This is a genomic window from Antiquaquibacter soli (genome assembly GCF_030580675.1).
GTDB classification, from domain to species: Bacteria; Actinomycetota; Actinomycetes; order Actinomycetales; family Microbacteriaceae; genus Rhodoglobus; species Rhodoglobus soli.
This window is the reverse complement of sequence record NZ_JAUQUB010000001.1, coordinates 1,699,830-1,714,801: the sequence shown is the minus strand read 5'-3', so window position 1 is coordinate 1,714,801 and position 14,972 is coordinate 1,699,830. Positions and strand designations below refer to the sequence as shown.

Below are 14,972 nucleotides of genomic sequence, written 5' to 3'. Positions count from 1 at the left end.
CCTACTGACGCTCCCGCGGGGGAGGCGGGGGTGGCACTTCCTTCGCGGCGATGATAGCCGCGAGCTCGATCGTCTCGAGGCCGCGCTTCGTGGCGACGACCACGTGGGTGTCGTCGGAGAGGTGCACCCAGCCGACGGCATCCGTCGCCATGCCGTCCGGCAGGAGCCGCCGGATCGAGACGCGGGTGCCCGACGGGAACGGGAACGGCGACCAGCTCACCACTGCCCCGGCCGGTAGTCCTTGAGGAAGACCCCGAAGAGGTCCTCGCCCGCCTCGCCGCGCACGACCGGGTCGTACACGCGGGCGGCGCCGTCGACGAGGTCGAGCGGGGCGTGGAAGCCCTCCTCGGCGAGGCGCACCTTCGTCGGGTGCGGTCGCTCATCGGTGATCCAGCCGGTGTCGACGCTCGTCATGAGGATGCGGTCGGTCTCGAACATCTCGCGCGCGCTCGTGCGGGTGAGCATGTTCACAGCGGCCTTCGCCATGTTCGTGTGCGGATGCCCCGGCCCCTTGTACCCGCGATTGAACACCCCCTCCATGGCGCTCACGTTGACCACGTACTTGCGCCGCGCGGGGGAGGCGGCCATCGCGGGACGGAGCTTGGAGATGAGGATGAACGGAGCCGTGGAGTTGGCGAGCTGCACTTCGAGCAGCTCGAGCGGATCGACCTCGTCGACACGCTGCGTCCACGAGTTGACGTCGTCGACATCGGGGATGAGGCCGCCGGCATCGATCGCGGTGCCGGCGGCGAGCCGTTCGAGCGAGCTCGACCCCGCAGCCATCGCCTGCTCGGTGAGCTCCTCCGCTCGCGCGGCCGCCGCAGCGAGGATCGGGTGCGAGCTCACGGACCGCTGGAGCGCGAGCGGGTGGGCGTCGTTGGTGTGCCCGAACGTCTCGATCTCCGGCAGCGGTCCGTCGGGGAGCGGCGCGAGCTCCGCGTCGACGAGGGGTTGGTAGGCGCCGGGGGAGCGGCGCACCGTCTGGGTCGCGTTGTTGATGATGATGTCGAGGGGGCCCTGCTCGGCGACGGAGTCGGCGAGCCCGATCACCTGGGCGGGGTCGCGAAGGTCGATGCCGACGATGCGGAGCCGGTCGATCCATTCCTCGGAGTCCGGCAGCGAGGTGAAGCGGCGCACGGCGTCGCGGGGAAAGCGGGTCGTGATGGTCGTGTGCGCGCCATCCCGCAGCAGGCGCAGGGCGATGTACATGCCGATCTTGGCGCGACCGCCGGTGAGCAGGGCGCGCTTGCCGGTGAGGTCGGTGCGGGCATCCCGCTTCGCGTGGTTGAGGGCGGCGCAGTCGGGGCAGAGCTGGTGGTAGAACGCGTCGACGAGCGTGTAGTGCTGCTTGCAGATGTAGCACGCGCGCGACTTGATGAGCGTGCCGGCGGTCGGGGATGTCGTGCGGGTGGAGATCGGGATGCCTCGCGTCTCGTCGTCGATCCGATCGGGTGCCCCGGTCGCGGTCGCGGCGACCACGGCCCTGTCCGCTTCGGCTACCGCGGCGCGGAGGGCGAGCCGCCGCTCCTTCTTCACGGCTTTGAACATGCGAGCCGTGGCGCGGCGCACCGCGACGAAGTCCGGGTGCTCCTCGTCGAGGCCCGCCATCGATTCGAGCACGCGCAGCGTCGTCTCGAGATCGACGGGATCGATGCCGGGGCCGTTGGTCGCGGCGGGGTCGGTGGGCTCGGAGGTCACAGAAGATTGTAGCTTTGAGCCATGGCCCGACAGCTCCTGCTCGACTGCGACCCCGGTCTCGACGACGCACTCGCCATCCTGCTCGCGCACGGCGACCCGAACCTCGACCTCGTGGGAGTCACGACCGTCGGGGGCAACGTCGACCTCGCGACCGTCACGAAGAATGCGCTCGAGCTGCGCGAGTACCTCGGCTTCCCCGCGGTCCCCGTGGTGGCCGGGGCGGCGCAGCCGCTCACTCGGGCGGCCCGCGACGCCGCCCACGTGCACGGCGCCGGGGGCCTGGGCAGCGTCATCCTGCCGCCCGCGACGCTGCCGGCGCATGACGGCCACGCGGTCGACTTCATCATCGAGACGGTGCGGGCCCGCCCCGGCACCATCCATCTCGTCGCGACGGGCCCGCTCACCAACATCGCGCTCGCGGTCGAGCGCGAGCCCGCCCTCGCCCGCTGGGTCGCCTCGTTCACGATCATGGGAGGCTCCTACTCCCGCGGCAACGCGACCCCGGCGGCGGAGTTCAACATCTGGGCGGACCCGGAGGCCGCGCGAATCGTGTTCGACGCCGACTGGGATGTCACGATGGTCGGCCTCGACCTCACGTTGCAGGCGCAGGCGAACAAGGGCGTCATCGAGCGGTTCACGGCGCTCGGCGCCCTCGCCGACGAGCTGATCGTGCCGCTCTCGACGTTCTACTTCAACCCGAACGTTCCCGATTGGGACGGCCAAGCAGTGCACGACGTCTGCGCCGTCGCCTACGTCGCGCGCCCCGACCTCTTCGAGTCCCGGCCCGCGCGCGTCGACATCGAGACGCAAGGCGAGTTCACGACGGGGATGACGGTCGTCGATTTCGATCCGGCCCTTCCCAACGCGACGGTTCCGACGCGGCTCGACGTGCCGGGCTTCTGGGCCTACGTCGAGTCCGTCTACGCGCGGGTGGCCGCGGCGCACTCCACCTGATGGCCTCGCTCCTCGACGCGCTCCCGCGACCGTGGGACCCGGATGCCGCGTGGCCGGCCTTCATCGACTGGGTCAGCGAGTCCCGTGGACTCGAGCTGTATCCGGCGCAGGAGGAGGCGCTTCTCGACCTCGCGGCGGGAGCGAACGTCATCCTGAGCACGCCCACTGGCACGGGCAAGTCGCTCGTCGCCGTCGCGGCGCACTTCGTCGCGCTCGGCCAGGGACAGCGCACCTACTACACCGCGCCCATCAAGGCGCTCGTGAGCGAGAAGTTCTTCGCGCTCGTCGAGATCTTCGGTGCGGAGAACGTCGGGATGGTCACGGGCGACTCCTCGGTGAACGCGGATGCCCCGATCGTGTGCTGCACGGCGGAGATCCTCGCCAACCTCGCCCTCCGCCACGGGGCCGACGCCGCGATCGGGCAGGTCGTGATGGACGAGTTCCACTACTACGCGGACCCCGACCGGGGCTGGGCGTGGCAGGTGCCGCTGCTCACGCTCCCGCGGGCCCAGTTCCTGCTCATGTCGGCGACGCTCGGCGACATGTCCGCCATCGCGGAGGACCTCACGGCGCGCACCGGGAGGCCCACCAGCCAGATCACGGGCGTCGAGCGGCCCGTGCCGCTGCACTACAGTTACGCGCTCACCCCGGTGCACGAGACCGTCGAAGAACTGCTCCACACCGGCCAGTCGCCCGTCTACATCGTGCACTTCTCCCAGGCGGCCGCGCTCGAGCGGGCCCAGGCTATGACGAGCATCAAGGTCATCAGCCGCGAGCAGCGCGACGAGATCGCCGACGCGATCGGATCGTTTCGGTTCACGACGACGTTCGGCCAGACCCTCAGCCGGCTCATCCGCAGCGGCATCGGCGTGCACCACGCAGGCATGCTCCCCAAGTACCGGCGCCTCGTCGAGCAGCTCGCCCAGCGCGGGCTGCTGCGGGTCATCTGCGGCACCGACACGCTCGGCGTCGGAATCAACGTACCGATCCGCACCGTGCTACTCACCGCGCTGACGAAGTTCGACGGCACCCGGATGCGCCAGCTCACCGCGCGCGAATTCCACCAGATCGCGGGCCGGGCGGGACGCGCAGGTTACGACACCGCCGGAACCGTCGTCGCGCAGGCGCCGGAGCACGAGGCGGAGAACGCGAAGCTCGTCGCCAAGGCGGGCGACGACATCAAGAAGATCCGCAAGATCGTGCGCAAGAAGCCCCCGGAGGGCTTCGTGTCGTGGAGCGAGACGAGCTTCGAGCGGATGATCGCGGCGGCACCCGAGACCCTCACGTCGCACATGCAGGTCAGCCACTCGATGATTCTCAACGTGATCGCTCGCGGCGGCGACGCGTTCTCCGACATGCGCGATCTCATCTTCTCCAGCCACGAGTCGTGGAACGGCAAGCTCGCTCTCGCGCGCCGCGCCCTCGCGATCTACCGCACCCTGCGCACCGCGGGCGTCGTGACCCAGGATGCTGACGGCCGCATCGCGCTCACCGTGGATCTGCAGCCCAACTTCGCCCTCAACCAACCGCTTTCGCCGTTCGCGCTCGCCGTGTTCGAACTCCTCGACCCTCAGTCGCCGACCTACGCGCTCGACATGATCTCCGTGCTCGAGGCCACCCTCGACGACCCGCGGCCGGTGCTGTCCCAGCAGCAGTTCCAGGCGCGCGGCGAGGCGGTCGCCGCGATGAAGGCCGAGGGCATCGAGTACGAGGAGCGCATGGAGCTGCTCGAGGCCGTCACGTGGCCGAAGCCGCTCGAGGAGCTGCTGGATGCCGCGTTCGAGACGTACAGCGCCAGCCAGCCGTGGATCGGCGACTTCGCCCTGAGTCCCAAGTCCGTCGTGCGCGACCTGTTCGAGCGAGCGATGACGTTCGCGGACTACATCGGCTACTACGGGCTCGCCCGCAGCGAGGGCCTCGTGCTGCGCTATCTCTCGGACGCCTACCGCGCCGCGCGCCAGACGATCCCCGATGATGACAAGACCGACGAACTCCGCGACCTCATCGAGTGGCTCGGGGAGCTCGTCCGCCAGGTCGATTCGAGTCTCATCGACGAGTGGGAGGCGCTCGTGAATCCGTCGGCGGAGCCGGGCGCGCCCGTGCTGCCGCCGGAGCCGGCGTCGGTGCTCTCGAACCCGCGAGCGTTCCGGGTGCTTGTGCGCAACGAGCTCTTCCGGCGCGTGCAGCTCGCGGCCCTCGAGGACTGGGAGGCGCTGGGCGAGCTCGATGCCGCATCGGGGTTCGACGCCGACGCGTGGGCCGACGCGATGGACCCCTACTTCGACGCGCACGGGGCGGTTCCGACAGGACCGGATGCCCGCGGCCCGGCGCTCCTGCGGATCGTCGAGCATCCCGACCGCTGGGAGGTCCGCCAGACCTTCGACGACCCGCAGGGCGACCACGACTGGGGCATCAGCGCCGAGATCGATCTCGCGGAGTCCGCCGAGAGGGGGACAGCGGCGGTTCGCGTGACGCACGTGGGGATGCTCTAATCGCGAAAAGACTTCAGCGTCCGGTATAGTGGGCGAAACTGTCGCACCCCTAGCACCGCAACCTGGGAGTTCCATGAAGTCGCTCGCCGTCCTGACCGCCGCGTCCGCCGCGGGTCTCCTCGTTCTCGCCTCTGCGGCCCCGGCATCCGCCGCCGGCAACGCTATCGACCCCGGTGACTCGCTCTACGCCCTCAACTGCGACAACGTCTACAACGACTGGCAGTTGTTCGGCGTCGACTCCACCACCGCGTTCTCGACTCCGATCGGCGACGGTGATGGCTACGACGCGGACCTCGACTCGTGCGCGGGCCAGGCGGCATACAACCCCGCGACAGGCAAGTCCTACTACCTGCAGTGGTTTGACGACGTCGACGACCTCGGCTACGACGAGGCGCTCGCGTCCGTCGATGTCGTTACCGGCGAGAGCACGCAGATCGGCGGCTTCTACTACAACAACGGCGAGTTCCCCGAGTACATCGACGTCGACTCGATCGCCATCGGGGGCGACGGCGCTGCTTACGCGCTCGCGGACGGCTCCCTGTGGGAGCTCAACCTCGAGACCGCGTTCGTCACGCCGGTCGGCGAAACCGAGCCCGACATGTACTCGTTCGCGTGGGATTCGAAGACCGGTGGTTTCTACGGCATCACCTACCTCAACGAGGTCTACCAGATCGACGTGACCGACGGATCCACCGTCGACCTGGGGGAGATCGTCTTCCCGCAGGACGGCTACACCTGGCGCGTGTACTCGCTCCAGTTCGACAAGGCCGGAACGCTGTGGGTCGAGGTGGATCAGTCGGGCAACAGCATCTTCCAGGCGACGCTCTGGAGCCTGACGTTCGACACCTTCACCGCCCCGGTGTACTCGGGCGTCTTCACGGACGACCCGTTCTACACCGAGTCGCTGCTGATCATTCCGGGCACTCCGGCTCCCGCACTCGCGGCGACCGGAGTCGACAGTGCTCCGATCGCCGCAGGTGGAGCAGCGCTCCTGCTTCTCGGAGCGATCGCTGTCGGTGCCGTTCGTCGACGTACCGCCTAACCGTCAAGGACAAGACACATGAAGCGCATCCCCGCCCTGCTCGCCGGAGCGTCGATCGTCGGGCTCTCCCTGATCGCCGCGGCACCCGCATCCGCAGCAGGCAACGCGATCGACCCTGGTGACTCGCTCTACGCCCTGGCGTGCGACGACGTCCCTGCTTGGCAGCTCTACGGCGTCGACGCCCCCAGCGCGGTCATGACGGAGATCGGCGCTGGAACGACGAGCGACAGCGAGAACTACGGATGCTCGTACCAAGCCGCCTACAATCCCGCGACGGGTGTCTCGTACTACATCCAGACGAACATGGGCTATAGCGCTCTCGCGACGATCGACGTCACGACGGGGTTCTCGGGCACGATCGCCGAGTTCTATTTCCCCAACAACGAGTTCCCGGAGTTCCCGCAGGTGCAGGCCATGGCGATCGGCGGTGACGGGTCTGCCTTCGCGCTGAGCGACGGCAGGCTGTTCTCGATCGACCTGGAGACGGCCATCGTGACGTATGTCGGCGAGACTGTCGACGACACCTACGCGTTCGCGTGGGACAGCGTGACCGGCGGGTTCTACGCCGTCGATGACTCCAACGAGCTCTACCAGGTCGACGTCACCGACGGCTCCGTCGTCGACCTCGGTCCGATTGTCTTCCCCAACGAGGAGGACAACAACTACTACACGTACTCGCTGCAGTTCGACGAAGCGGGAACCCTGTGGCTCGAGGTCGACTTCGACTACCCGGACGGCTATGACTCGAGCCTGTGGAGCCTTTCCCTGTCGGCGATCGACGCGACGGTCTACTCCGACCTGACGACGGTGGCGGGCGAGCCGGTGTACATCGAGTCGCTGCTGATCGTCCCCGGCACTCCCGTCGCTCTCGCGGCGACCGGCTCGGAGGTCGCACCGATCGCGGCTGGTGCCCTCGCGCTCCTCGTGCTCGGCGGCGCGGTGCTCGTGATGCGGCGCCGCACCGCCTAGAACAGGAACCGGTCCAGGAACTCGTTCCTGAACTTGGCTGACGGGTCCATCCGGCCCGCCAGGTCCACGAAGTCGCTGAGGCGCGGGTACAGCTCGCGCCTCACGTCGTGGAACAGCTTTCCCCAGTGCGGGCGGGCGTCGAAGGGGGCGAGCGCCTCCTCGATGACGGGGAGCAGGGGCAGCACGTGCTCGGGCTGCTTCTTCCATGTGAAATGGATGCCGAGGGCATCCGTCTCGAAGGCACCGCTCAACCACAGCGAGTCGGCCGCCATCGTCCGCAGCTCGGTGACGTGCAGGTGCGGGGCGATGCGATCGGCGAGCGAGCGCACCGCGACGAGCGCCTCGGCGGCGTAGCGGCGGGGCACGAGGTACTCCGACTGCAGCTCGTCGCCGTTGGACGGGGTGAACTCGAGCCGGAAGTGGGGCAGTCGCTCGATCCACGGACCCGGCACGCCGCCCTGCTGGGTGGTGTTCTCGGTCGGCATGTCGGCGAGAGGATGACGCGGCGCGAGCACGGGCGAGGCGCCGTACAGCGACTGCGGCGGTCGGCGCTCCCCGATGACGGACTTGAGCCACACGCGGCCCACGTCGTCGCCCGACCAGTTCGTGAATACGCTCACGCTGTAGGCGCGCGAGAACACGCCCTCGAGGTTGTCGAGGAGGCTCGACCAGGTGAGCCCCTCGTACACGTCCTGGCGCACGTCGAAGGTCGGCTCGACATCCAGGGTGATGCGGTGGACGACTCCGAGGGCTCCGAGCGCGACGACGGCGCCGTCGAAGTCGTCGTCGACGGGCGAGATCGTCCGCAGGCTTCCGTCGGCCAGCACGTACTCGATGCTCGACACGGCGCGGCTGAGGGTGCCGTTGCGATCGCCGGAGCCGTGGGTGCCGGTCGCGATCGATCCCGCCACGGAGATGTGCGGGAGCGACGCGAGGTTGCGCAGCGCCCAGCCCGCGGACTGGAGCACGGGGCCGAGGTCGCCGTAGCGCACCCCGCCGGAGAGCGAGACCGTCTCGCTCTCCCCGTCGATGCGGATCGCCGCAGGCATCGCCTCGAGGCTCACGAGCTCGGCCGAGTCGGCGATGTCCGAGAAGCTGTGGCGGCTGCCCAGTGCCCGGATGCGCGGGGCCCGGGCCACCACCTCCTGCAGCTCCTCGAGCGATCGCGGACGGTGGACGGTACGGGCCCGGAACTCGTGGTGGCCCGACCAGTTGAAGCCGACGGTCATGAGCCCCAGCCTAGACTTGGGCGATGCCCCGGGTGCGAAGAAGGATGCTCGCGCGTCCCGAGTCGAGCTACCGCATCCGCCGAGTCGACGGCGCGACGTACTTCACGAGCCGCCGCCGGTTCGACGACCTCACGATCGTCGTGCAGCGCTTCCCCGGCCCGCCGGTCCCCGGCCCGGACTTCGTCCTGGTCCACGGCGTCGCCGTCTCCTCCCGCTACTTCACGCCCGCGGCCGCGCGGCTGTCACAGCTCGGCCAGGTCTACCTCGTCGACCTCCCGGGCCACGGCGCGGCACCCGATCCGCGACGGGATGTCTCGATCGCCGACCACGCGGCGGTACTCGGCGCATTCCTATCCGAAGCCGGCATGCGCAACCCCGTGCTCGTCGGTCACTCGTGGGGCTCGCAGGTGGTCTCGCAGCTCGCGGTCGACCATCCCGAGGTCTCCGACCGCATCGTGCTCATGGCGCCCACTCTCGAGCCGCAGCGCCGCACCTTCTGGAGCGCGGTCGGGCGGCTCGTCGTCGATGGGACCCGCGAGCCCCCCACGGTCGTCCTGCTCAACATCTGGGAGTACTGGGTGCGCTGCGGGCTGCCGTTCGCCCTCGCGCAGATGAGGCACCTGCTCGCAGACCGCATCGAGGAGAGGCTCCCGCAGGTGGCCGCGCGCACCCTCGTGATGCGCGGCGACGCCGATCCGATCGTCTCGGACGAGTGGTGCGCGCGCGTCACGGCACTCCTGCCCGACGCGCGGTTCGAGACGGTCGTGGGCCCGCACGTCGTCATGCACACCGATCCGGTGCGCGTCGCGGAGCTCATCGCCGAGCACGCGCAGCTCGCGGAGCGGTCGTGACGCGCTACTGGCTCTGGTCCCTGGACTACTGGTACGTCGCGTGGCACCAGTGGCGCGCGCTGTTCATCCGCCGCGTGCCCGACTCCTTCTCGAACGGGGACAGCGCGCCCGTGCTGCTCATCGCGGGAGTGTGGGAGCCGTGGTACTTCCTCCGCGGCGTCGGTCGGCGGCTCAACCGGGCAGGGCACCCGGTGCACGTCGCGCGCGAGATCGGCTACAACCGGGCGAGCGTCGCGGATGTCGCGGCGATCGCCGGCGACTACCTCGACGCGCACGGCCTCGAGCACGTCGTCGTGGTTGCGCACAGCAAGGGCGGCCTCGTGGGGAAGCGGCTGCTCGCGCACCCCCGCGTCGAGCGGCTCATCGCGATCGCGACGCCGTTCTCCGGCTCGGTCTATGCCAACTATCTCCCGGGCCGGGCGCTGAGGGAGTTCCGTCCTTCGAACGATGCGCTCCTCGAGCTCGCAGCGGATGTCGCATCCAACGCCCGAATCGTCTCGATCTACCCCGCCTTCGATCCGCACATCCCGGGCGGCAGCGCCCTCGAGGGCGCCGTGAACATCGAAATACCGACGACGGGGCACTTCCGCATCCTCAGCGACGAGCGCGTGCTGCGCGCGATCGAGACCGCCCTCGAATGAGGTCGGCGGGCGGGTGTTGAATGGCAGGATGACCCGCTCGGAGCGACTCGTCCTCGTCATCGCCGTCCTCGCCTCGTTCGTGGCCTTCCTCGACGGATCGGTGATCAACGTCGCCCTCCCAGCGCTCGGGGAGGAGCTCGGCGGCGGACTCAGCACCCAGCAGTGGGTCGTCGACGCCTACCTCATCACGCTCGGCTCACTCATCCTTCTCGCCGGCTCGCTGTCCGACCTGTTCGGCCGCATCGTGATCCTGCGGGCCGGGCTCATCGGATTCGGAGTGGCCTCCGTGCTCATCGCCGTCGCGCCGAGCGCGGAGCTCGTCATCGTGCTCCGCGCTCTGCAGGGGGTCGCCGGCGCGCTCCTCGTGCCGAGCTCGCTCGCCATCATTACCTCGACGTTCCGTGGGGGCGCGCAGGCCCGGGCGATCGGCTCGTGGACGGCCTGGACGAGCGCGGCGTTTCTCGCCGGCCCGTTCCTCGGGGGTCTCTTCGTGCAGTTCTTGAGCTGGAGGTGGGTCTTCGCGATCAACGTCATCCCGATCACGGTGACGCTCGTACTGCTCGCCGCACTCGGGCATCGCGACGAGCGCCGCCCCGGCGCCCGCGTCGACGTACTGGGCGCGATCCTCGGGGTGGTGGGACTCGGAGGACCGGTCTTCGCTCTCATCGAGCAGCAGAACTTCGGGTGGGGGAGTCCCGTCATCCTGGTCCCCTTCATCGTGGGCGTGGTGAGCTTCGCGGCATTCCTGTGGTGGCAGTCTCGCGCTGCATCGCCGATGCTGCCGCTCAGCCTGTTCCGCGAGCGCAACTTCTCCGCGGGCAACATCGCCACGGCCTTCGTGTACGCCGCGCTCTCGGTGAGCGGCTTCATTGTCGTCATCTACCTGCAGCAGGTCGCGGGCTTCCCACCCACGCTCGCCGCCTTGGCCTTCTTGCCCGTGTCGATCGCCAACGTCCTCCTGTCACGAGTGTTCGGCGGGCTCAGCGCCCGCTTCGGCCCGCGCTTCTTCATGACCGTCGGCCCGCTCCTCGCCGGCGTCGGGCATCTGCTATTCCTGAGCATGGGCGCCGAGGTCGATTACTGGACACAAGTGCTTCCGGGGGTGCTCGTGTTCTCGGTCGGTATTTCCATGACCGTCGCACCGCTCACTGCCGCGATTCTGGGAGCCGTTCCCGCCGAGCAGTCCGGGATCGGTTCGGCGGTCAACAATGCCGTGGCCCGCGTCGCGGGGCTCGTGGCGATCGCGCTGCTCGGCATCATCATCGCGACAACCCTCGACGTGGAGTCGTTCCACCGGGTTCTGATCGTGACGGCGGCACTGTTCGTCGTCGGCGGCCTCGTGAGCCTCATCGGCATCCGCAATCCGGCCCGCGGGTCACGCGAGGACGCGGGTCCCGGAGCCGAGCAGTAGCAGCACGGCGACGAGGGCCGCGGCGATGGTGAGGAGGAACGCCGCTCGGCTCGAGGATCGCCGAACGACGAGCGCGGCACACGCTACGGCGATTGCCAGGCTCAGCCCGAGTCCCGCGAGGCGCAGTGGGTCGGGATCGCCGGGTCCGAGCACCAGCAGCAGGGATGCCGCGGCCAGCGCCACGGCGACGACACCGCCGCTCGCCTGCGCGCCGATCCGGTGCGGCAGGCCCCGCACGCCGGTCGCGCGGTCGTCCTCGAGGTCGGGGATCACGTTGGCGAAGTGCGCGGCGACGCCGAGGAGTGCCCCCGCGGCGGCGGCCCACCACGTCGCCGCGGCGGGGTCAGGGCGGGAGAGGGTGACGACGAAGGGGAGCGCGCCGAAGCCGAGGGCATAGGGGAGCACGGAGACGGGGGTCGACTTGAGTCCCAGGTTGTACGCCCAGCCCGCGCCGAGGAAGACCAGGTTCGCGACGGCGGCCGGCCACCCGAGAGCGAGGGAGGTGAGAATCGACGCGGCTGCCGTGCCGAACGCCCATGCCCGCGCCACCCGTTCGGGCACTTCGCCCGTCGCGATCGGCTTGTCCGTGCGGCCCACGCGACGGTCGCGCGGGGCGTCGAGCCAGTCGTTGGAGAGCCCCACGGAGAGCTGGTTGAACAGGATGACGGCCGCGAGGACGGCGACCCGCCACGGCTCGAGTCCGCTCGCCACGCCGAGAACGGCGGCGATGAGGGTCACTCCGAGGGTCGGAGCGGGGTGCGTCGAGCGCGCGAGGGCGAGCATCCGGCTATCGTAGCGGCCCGGTTTTGCAAGAATTTGCATGGATTGCGAAGTTCTTGCGTTAGCGTGGTGCCATGTCGAAGCGACTCGCCGAAGTGGCGCGAAAGGTAGGGGTCAGCGAGGCCACGGTCAGCCGGGTTCTCAACAACAAGCCCGGCGTGTCCGAGGCCACGAGGCAGACGGTGCTCACGGCCCTCGATGTCCTGGGATACGAGCGGCCGACGAAGCTCCGCGGCGAGCGCGCCCGACTCGTCGGCCTGTTCCTTCCCGAACTCCAGAACCCTATCTTCCCAGCGTTTGGCGAGGTGCTCGCCGCCGCGCTCGCCCAGAACGGGTACACACCGGTGCTGTGCACCCAGACCGCGGGCGGCATCTCCGAGTCCGACTACGTGGATCTGCTCCTCACCCAGCAGGTCTCGGGCGTCGTGTTCGTCGGCGGTCAATACACCCAGCAGAACGCTCCCCACGACCACTACGTGCGCCTCGCCGAGCTCGGACTGCCGACGGTGTTCGTCAACGCCCCGGTGCCTGAGCTGGAGTTCGCGACCGTGTCGACAGACGACGCCGTGGCGACCGAGCAGGCCTGGAACCACTTGCGCCAACTGGGACACGACCGCATCGGGCTCGTGCTCGGACCGCCGGACCACGTCCCCTCGCAGCGCAAGCTCGCGGCCGCCAGGCGCGCTGCTGAGCGGGCGGGGATGCCCCTCCCGGACGACCGCGTCGTGCACTCCCACTACTCTCTCGAGGCTGGGCAGGCGGCCACCTCTCGGCTGCTCCAGTCGGGTGTGACCGGAATCATCTGCATGTCGGACCCGATAGCGCTCGGGGCGATCCGGGCAGTGCGCCGCGCGGGACTGAGTGTGCCGGACGACGTGTCGGTGATCGGCTTCGACGACTCGGCGCTCATGAACGCGACAGACCCGCCACTCACGACGGTGCGCCAGCCCATCGAGCCGATGGGGCGAATGGTGATCGAGCTCCTCGTGAGCCAGATCGCGGGTACGGGTACGGCGTCCGATGAGTATCTGTTCGAGCCGGAGCTGGTGGTTCGGGGATCCACCGGCCCTGCAAGCTGACGCAATTTCTTGCATTTTGTTTAGTTCTTGCATCTTCTTGTAGCAAAAGCTACTTTTCATCTCGACCGCACTGCCAACACTGGCGTTGACACAGAGATGAGCCCCCGTGGACGCACCCGTCCTCGCCGAGACCGCGACCGAGCCTCCCGTGGCGCCCGTCGTCTCGCCGCCGACCACCGACCCGGACTGGTGGCGCACCGCCGTCATCTACCAGGTGTACGTGCGCAGCTTCGCCGACGGCGACGGCGATGGCACCGGTGACCTCGCCGGCGTACGGTCGCGACTCGGCTACCTCCGCGACCTCGGCGTCGACGCGCTCTGGTTCACCCCGTGGTACGCGAGCCCGCTCGCCGACGGCGGCTACGACGTGAGCGACTACCGCGCCATCCACCCGGCGTTCGGGCAGCTCCGGGACGCGGAGGCGCTCATCGCGGAGGCCCTCGAGCTGGGCATCCGCACCATCGTGGACATCGTCCCGAATCACGTCTCGAGCGAGCACGAGTGGTTCCGCGCCGCCCTCGCTGCCGGACCGGGATCACCCGAGCGCGAGCGTTTCTGGTTTCGGCCGGGGAGGGGCGAGGCCGGCGAGCGGCGGCCGACCGACTGGATCTCCAACTTCCAGGGTGAGACGTGGACCCGCACCGCCGACGGCGAGTGGTACCTGCACCTGTTCACCCCCGAGCAGCCCGACCTCAACTGGAACCACCTCGACGTGCGGCGCGAGCACGAGGACGTGCTGCGGTTCTGGTTCGACCGGGGCGTCGCGGGAGTCCGCATCGACTCCGCCGCCCTTCTCGTGAAGGATCCCGCCCTGCCGGAGGTTCCCGAGAATCCCGGGCCGGGGGAGCATCCCAACACCGACCGGGACGAGGTGCACGACATCTACCGCTCGTGGCGCGCGGTCGCCGACTCCTACCCGGGCACCCGCGTGCTCGTCGGAGAGGTATGGATGCCCGACCCGCAGCGGTTCGCGAACTACCTGCGACCCGACGAGATGCACACCGCCTTCAACTTCGACTTCATGGCCCGGCCCTGGGACGCCGATCAACTGCGCCAGTCGATCGACGAGATGCTCGCCGCGCACGCCCCCGTCGGCGCGCCCTCGACGTGGGTGCTCTCCAACCACGACGTCACTCGCCCGGTCACCCGCTACGGCCGGGTCGACTCGTCGTTCTCGTTCGCGAGCAAGCGCTTCGGCGTGCAGACCGACCTCGCGCTCGGCACCCGCCGGGCGAGGGCGGCCGCGCTCCTCACGGCGGCGCTGCCCGGCTCGCTCTACCTCTACCAGGGCGATGAGCTCGGGCTCCCCGAGGTCGAGGACCTTCCCGAGGGTGCCCGGCAGGACCCGATGCACTTCAGATCCGGGGGAATCGACCCGGGCCGCGACGGATGCCGCGTTCCCCTGCCCTGGTCGGGCACCGCGGCCCCGTTCGGCTTCTCGCCGACCGGCTCGAGCGACCCGTGGCTGCCGCAACCGGCCGACTGGGCGAAGTACACGGTGGAGCAGCAGGAAGCCGACCCGGACTCGATGCTGTCCCTGTACCGGGCGGCTCTCGGCATCCGTCGGCGCACCGCCGACCTCTCGACCGGCGGCTTCGACTGGCTCGACTCCGAGCCGGGCGTGCTCGCCTTCCGCCGGGGGAGCGGCTTCGTGTGCATCGCGAACCTCTCCGACCGGCCCCTCGATCTGTCCGGGCGGGGAACCCTCCTGCTCGGCAGCGCCCAGCTCGCCGGAGACGGAGAGCTGCCCCCGGACTCCGCGGCGTGGCTGGCTCCCTGAGCCGGCACCGTCCCGAGACCCGCACCACCCCGCGTCACACACACCA

Annotated in this window: 13 protein-coding genes; 9 read left to right on the top strand and 4 right to left on the bottom strand. The window is 69.5% G+C overall.

Going from position 1 to position 14,972, the window contains the following annotated elements:
- Window position 1: 1 nt before the first annotated feature.
- Both Q5716_RS08425 and Q5716_RS08420 read right to left on the bottom strand, forming a co-directional pair.
- Complete coding sequence (locus Q5716_RS08425) at window positions 2–223, bottom strand: hypothetical protein (protein WP_305002627.1); 222 nt, start codon at window positions 221–223, stop codon at window positions 2–4.
- Window positions 217–1,698, bottom strand: coding sequence for an SDR family NAD(P)-dependent oxidoreductase (locus tag Q5716_RS08420; protein WP_305002626.1), 1,482 nt, complete (start codon window positions 1,696–1,698; stop codon window positions 217–219). The genes Q5716_RS08425 and Q5716_RS08420 overlap by 7 nt, the downstream gene beginning before the upstream one ends.
- A gap of 21 nt (window positions 1,699–1,719) precedes the next feature.
- Between Q5716_RS08420 and Q5716_RS08415 the strand changes: the two genes are divergently transcribed.
- The 4 genes from Q5716_RS08415 (at window position 1,720) to Q5716_RS08400 (ending at window position 7,155) form a co-directional block, all read left to right on the top strand.
- On the top strand, window positions 1,720–2,652 hold the full coding sequence (locus tag Q5716_RS08415) for a nucleoside hydrolase (RefSeq protein WP_305002625.1): 933 nt from the start codon (window positions 1,720–1,722) through the stop codon (window positions 2,650–2,652).
- Entirely contained in the window at window positions 2,652–5,144 is a 2,493-nt protein-coding gene (locus Q5716_RS08410) for a DEAD/DEAH box helicase (protein ID WP_305002624.1), read from the top strand. The genes Q5716_RS08415 and Q5716_RS08410 overlap by 1 nt, the downstream gene beginning before the upstream one ends.
- A gap of 73 nt (window positions 5,145–5,217) precedes the next feature.
- Window positions 5,218–6,186: a hypothetical protein gene (locus Q5716_RS08405; RefSeq protein ID WP_305002623.1), complete on the top strand. Its 969-nt coding sequence runs from the start codon at window positions 5,218–5,220 to the stop codon at window positions 6,184–6,186.
- Between the two features lie 18 nt (window positions 6,187–6,204).
- On the top strand, window positions 6,205–7,155 hold the full coding sequence (locus tag Q5716_RS08400; RefSeq protein ID WP_305002622.1) for an LAVTG motif-containing sortase-dependent surface protein: 951 nt from the start codon (window positions 6,205–6,207) through the stop codon (window positions 7,153–7,155).
- On the opposite strand, the gene Q5716_RS08395 is transcribed toward Q5716_RS08400, so the two are convergent.
- Window positions 7,152–8,384 (bottom strand): FAD-binding protein, encoded by a 1,233-nt coding sequence (locus Q5716_RS08395; RefSeq protein ID WP_305002621.1) that lies wholly within the window; start codon window positions 8,382–8,384, stop codon window positions 7,152–7,154. The two genes, Q5716_RS08400 and Q5716_RS08395, sit on opposite strands and share 4 nt — an antisense overlap.
- Window positions 8,385–8,407: 23 nt before the next feature.
- On the opposite strand from Q5716_RS08395, the gene Q5716_RS08390 reads away from it, so the two are divergent.
- Genes Q5716_RS08390 through Q5716_RS08380 form a run of 3 tightly spaced genes read left to right on the top strand, consistent with a single transcriptional unit; the run spans window position 8,408 to window position 11,287 of the window.
- Window positions 8,408–9,235 carry an alpha/beta fold hydrolase gene (locus tag Q5716_RS08390; protein WP_305002620.1) on the top strand — a complete coding sequence of 276 codons (828 nt, stop codon included), beginning with the start codon at window positions 8,408–8,410 and terminating at the stop codon, window positions 9,233–9,235.
- Window positions 9,232–9,876, top strand: a complete 645-nt coding sequence (locus Q5716_RS08385; protein WP_305002619.1) for an esterase/lipase family protein — start codon at window positions 9,232–9,234, stop codon at window positions 9,874–9,876. Before Q5716_RS08390 ends, Q5716_RS08385 begins: the two co-directional genes overlap by 4 nt.
- Window positions 9,877–9,904: 28 nt before the next feature.
- Entirely contained in the window at window positions 9,905–11,287 is a 1,383-nt protein-coding gene (locus Q5716_RS08380; RefSeq protein WP_305002618.1) for an MFS transporter, read from the top strand.
- Here the strand turns inward: Q5716_RS08380 and Q5716_RS08375 are convergent.
- On the bottom strand, window positions 11,252–12,070 hold the full coding sequence (locus Q5716_RS08375; RefSeq protein WP_305002617.1) for a UbiA family prenyltransferase: 819 nt from the start codon (window positions 12,068–12,070) through the stop codon (window positions 11,252–11,254). The genes Q5716_RS08380 and Q5716_RS08375 overlap by 36 nt on opposite strands.
- Window positions 12,071–12,141: 71 nt before the next feature.
- Here Q5716_RS08375 and Q5716_RS08370 point away from each other — a divergent pair, with 71 nt between their 5' ends.
- On the top strand, window positions 12,142–13,146 hold the full coding sequence (locus Q5716_RS08370; RefSeq protein WP_305002616.1) for a LacI family DNA-binding transcriptional regulator: 1,005 nt from the start codon (window positions 12,142–12,144) through the stop codon (window positions 13,144–13,146).
- Window positions 13,147–13,252: 106 nt separating this feature from the next.
- On the top strand, window positions 13,253–14,926 hold the full coding sequence (locus tag Q5716_RS08365; protein ID WP_434056595.1) for a glycoside hydrolase family 13 protein: 1,674 nt from the start codon (window positions 13,253–13,255) through the stop codon (window positions 14,924–14,926).
- The last annotated feature ends 46 nt before the right edge of the window (window positions 14,927–14,972 follow it).